This is a genomic window from bacterium (assembly GCA_012517375.1).
Classification (GTDB): Bacteria; Hydrothermota; Tepidihabitantia; order B3-TA06; family B3-TA06; genus JAAYVC01.
The window spans coordinates 1-3,776 of record JAAYVC010000058.1 but is presented as its reverse complement, the minus strand read 5'-3'; the positions used below and the strand labels follow the sequence as shown (position 1 = coordinate 3,776).

Annotated in this window: 4 protein-coding genes; all 4 read right to left on the bottom strand. The window is 43.8% G+C overall.

The window, feature by feature from the left end:
• Positions 1-36 precede the first annotated feature (36 nt).
• Positions 37-507 carry a hypothetical protein gene (locus tag GX441_06590; protein NLI98311.1) on the bottom strand — a complete coding sequence of 157 codons (471 nt, stop codon included), beginning with the start codon at positions 505-507 and terminating at the stop codon, positions 37-39.
• Positions 497-2,497 carry a hypothetical protein gene (locus GX441_06585; protein NLI98310.1) on the bottom strand — a complete coding sequence of 667 codons (2,001 nt, stop codon included), beginning with the start codon at positions 2,495-2,497 and terminating at the stop codon, positions 497-499. The genes GX441_06590 and GX441_06585 overlap by 11 nt, the downstream gene beginning before the upstream one ends.
• Before the next feature lie 97 nt (positions 2,498-2,594).
• Positions 2,595-2,753: a hypothetical protein gene (locus GX441_06580; GenBank protein NLI98309.1), complete on the bottom strand. Its 159-nt coding sequence runs from the start codon at positions 2,751-2,753 to the stop codon at positions 2,595-2,597.
• A 95-nt stretch (positions 2,754-2,848) separates the two neighbouring features.
• A partial coding sequence (locus GX441_06575) for a T9SS type A sorting domain-containing protein (protein NLI98308.1) occupies positions 2,849-3,776 on the bottom strand: 928 nt, incomplete at its 5' end.

Sequence of the window (3,776 nt, the reverse complement as noted above, 5' to 3'; positions counted from 1 at the left end):
AAGCTGGCGTCAGTCTTTCCTCAGTAAACCTATTTGTCATAATATGGCTGCGATGTTCCTTATAGGCACGTATATCTCAGACATTTGGATGGCGGAGCGTTCGAAGTCAATCCAATCTGTATGCTGAGCAGCGAAAACAAGTTTAGGTTTAATAATTGCCCAATCCGCATTAAAGAAGTCTTCAGAGTTTCCAACTGGTGTAGTTCCAGTCGCGTTTTTGATTGAGACCCTTATTATCTTAGTTCTTATCCTCTGTATGTCGAGTTGCTGGTTGGGTGAAGAAGTGAAAACCTTAACAGGTTCCTTGAAGATAATCTCCCACCACTTGTCTGAAGGTAGTGTAATAGAGGCTAAGGCCTGCTGCACTTCATCCTTTTTCTTACGAGCCGAATCAAGTATACCCTGCAATTCATTATTGAATCGTGATATAATTTGATCAAGCTTTTCTTCAATAGTACCTATCCTCTTTTCCATACCATTTTCATCACCTGTGGTATTATTCATCATTTTTTTCCTCCTTGTCTTTACGTTTTGGTTTGAGTGTTCCGTCAAAAACGTACTCCTTCATGGACGACCTGTATTCAGCGACAAAGAACAGACCTACTTGATCCTCTTCGTAGCCGTGCAGGATGCATGCCGCTGGGCCCCATGAAAGATTCTTGTGAAACAAATGATGTAATCCGTCCCACACGTCCCCTATTCTGTCTCCGTAATGGCCTCGTGTTTGCTTATTCCCGCCCACGTAAATAAGGGTAAGAATATCGTTTGTCAGGTTCAAGATAAGCGCTTTAAGAATACTCTTCAATTCGGGTTCTAGATTTGAAGTGTCAATCCACTTGCGAAGCGTCATCTTGATCTCAAGGTTTGTTGAACCCTTGGATTTGTTAATAATATCCTGCATCAGTGGAACAACTTGTCTGAGCTTTGATTCAATGTTGAGAGGCTTTTCACCGTAAGTGTTTATTCGGGTTTTTAGGTAATGGAAAAATGAATCCGATTGGTATTCCACTCCTTCAAGGGTTGTCATGGAAACCTTATCCTCGAAAAGGCTCTTGGGGTCATTAAGGGCGGGGAATACATCGAAACCGTATACCGCTTTGAAGGGATCATCCCTTCTGCTCCAGTTGCTTTGTCTATCCCATTCGTGCAGTTGATCGCACAACGCAAGCATGAAAGAAATAGGGTGAGATGTAAAATCTATAGTCAAACCCTGATAATCAATCTGCCTCATGTTGTGCAACGCTATGGCTAATGTGGCGCTTGCAACATCTTCCAGAAGCTCGCTTCTTTCCCGTCGGAATTTGTTTACCCTGACATCAAGGGATTCTTTTTCATCCTCTTCCATTGTGAATTCATGAATGTCCACCTTGAGGGTCAAAAGCAAGAACAAGGCGCTCATGACGCCATGGTCAAGCTTGGCTACCTGATCTGCAAGAAGGGAATTAATAGCCCCGAAAATAAGGCTTTCAGGGTAATATTTTTTTTCCTTAAATTCCATAAGTCTTTCAAAGTCAAATGAAAACTCATCCTCCGTGAAGATAAAAGAAAGCATTGTCAAAAAATCGTTCAATTCATGGAGGATGTATTCTTCCTTCTGAAGTTTAAGCTGTGAAAGCATTAGTCCTGGGACCTTTGAAAAAAAAGTTTTTTGGAGTGTCTTTTGAAGGGATTCGAGGGTTTCCGCCGTATAACCTATGTCGTGAAACAGAGAGGCTATAAGCCATGACCGCATGATTCTGACCCTGAAATGATCCAAGGAGATTTGTTTGTTTGTGTAATATTTCCAATTTTCATGAACACTTGGGAGCAAACCGTCGAATATGCGGCAACCTAGCAGAAAATCGTACACAAGATGCAAAAGGTGGTCTCTGTAGTGTGGTGTTAAATATATAAACTCTTCGTATTTTTTCCATGCATCCAGGAGTTCGGCCGCTAGCCCTTCCACATAGAAAAGTCTTACAAGGGTTTTGCCAAGTTTCAAAGCCGCTTCGTTTTCCGGGGTTAATATCGATTCCGTATTCGATTTTTCATCTACTTGCCAGGCATTCGATAGCCTTATCGAATAAAATTCTCTGAAAGTATCCTCAAATTCCTCACGAACATCCGCAACGGCGGGATCTTCCCATCCTTTGAATCCTTTTGTCTTGTAAAGAGAATCAAGGGCTTTGTAAATAAATCGCTTCTGTGGTTCCTCCCATTTGCGAAGGTATGTTTTTTCGTATAAGTATCTCCTCGGCCAGACCGCAGATTCGGGAAGAATGTGATATTGAGAGAGTTCCGCCAGAAATCTTCTAATCATAACGTTTAACTCTGGGTTTAACGACTCCGAACTATTGATGGTCTTAAGAGTCTCTTCGATTAAAGGGATGAATCCGGCCTCGTAATATTTCCCTGTTTGAATTTCAGAGGGGGAAACTTTCTCTTTAAGACCCCTAAGTCTTGACGTTAGAGCTTCTATTAACTCCTTGATTTTTTTCGAATCGTCAGTTCCATTCATTTCTCTTTTTTTCCTTTGCCGTCGTAATCTCGACAAGTATTCCGGGTAATGTTTCGCATCTCGTAGAAATTTCCACGGTTGATAAAATGCTATTCATTCAAACCGCCTTATCAAGCCCTGACGGCAGGGTATCAGGCGTATTATTGTAGCCTGTAATCTTTCTCATTAAGATTGCTACTGAAATCATGAAGAGCAATTTATATGCCAAACCAAGTATCACTGACTCACCTATTTTTGGAGCCCTAATTTGATACATGATACATCCTTGGGTTTTGGTTTTCCGGAGGCGGCATGCGCCGCCCCCATGAAGTTGTTGGCGCTCATACAGCGCAGGGTTTTCTGATCACCACTCTATCGAACCAGAATGGTCTTTTTGGTTTGCTTTTGATCACGGGCATTGAGTATGTAGAAGTAGACACCCGAGGATATAGTTCGCCCTCGCTCATCTGTACCGTCCCAGGTAACTGAATGATTTCCGCTATCCTGCGGGCCGTCTACCAGGGTTTTCACAAGCTTGCCTGTTATGTCGTATACCTTGAGTTGCGCTGAGGTGATGTCTCTTGGTATAAAGTAACTAATCTCAGTGACATCCACCCAAGGATTAGGACTGGTTTCATAAAGCACAATATTTCCTACTTCACTGGAAGAGGTCAGGGAAAGCGGCCCTATTGTTATTTCCTTGCCGTTCGGCATTTCGAGTCCGAGCTTGTACTTGTAGTCGATTACGGGTTCCACATCGTAGTCGGTACACTCGGTGGTGACCAGGGGATTATCATTGATTATTGTGAATTCCTCAGAGTCTATCCTTGCACGATAAAGCTTGTAGCCTTGCTCACCGAAGCCGAACCTCGACCAGTAAAGACGATTGCCCTCAGGCAAAGGCTCCCCGCCGAAGCAGAGGCTTGAAGCCAAAGGCGCGGTGCCCGCGACTTGTTTGACCTCAAGGGTAAACTCGTCTGAGACGACCATTCCTTCACCTCTGGCTGTAACGGTGACTGTGCCCACAAAGTGCTGAGGGTCGTTGGGCGCTTGGGCGTGGAACAAAGGCACCTGAACGATGTTCAATTCGGCATCCCCAAGAGCCAGAGTCGCAATCAGGTTGGAATTAACCTGCACACTCTCTGCAGGGATTGTTTTGGAGCCGTTGTAAAGAACGAGGTCGGAACATTCGTAAGAGAGTGCGAGATTGGTATTCGCAGGACCGTCGTAAAGATCAACATTCTTCTGCCAGTTGTCAGGATTTACCATAACGTAAGAACCGACGAGTATGGCGTTTCTT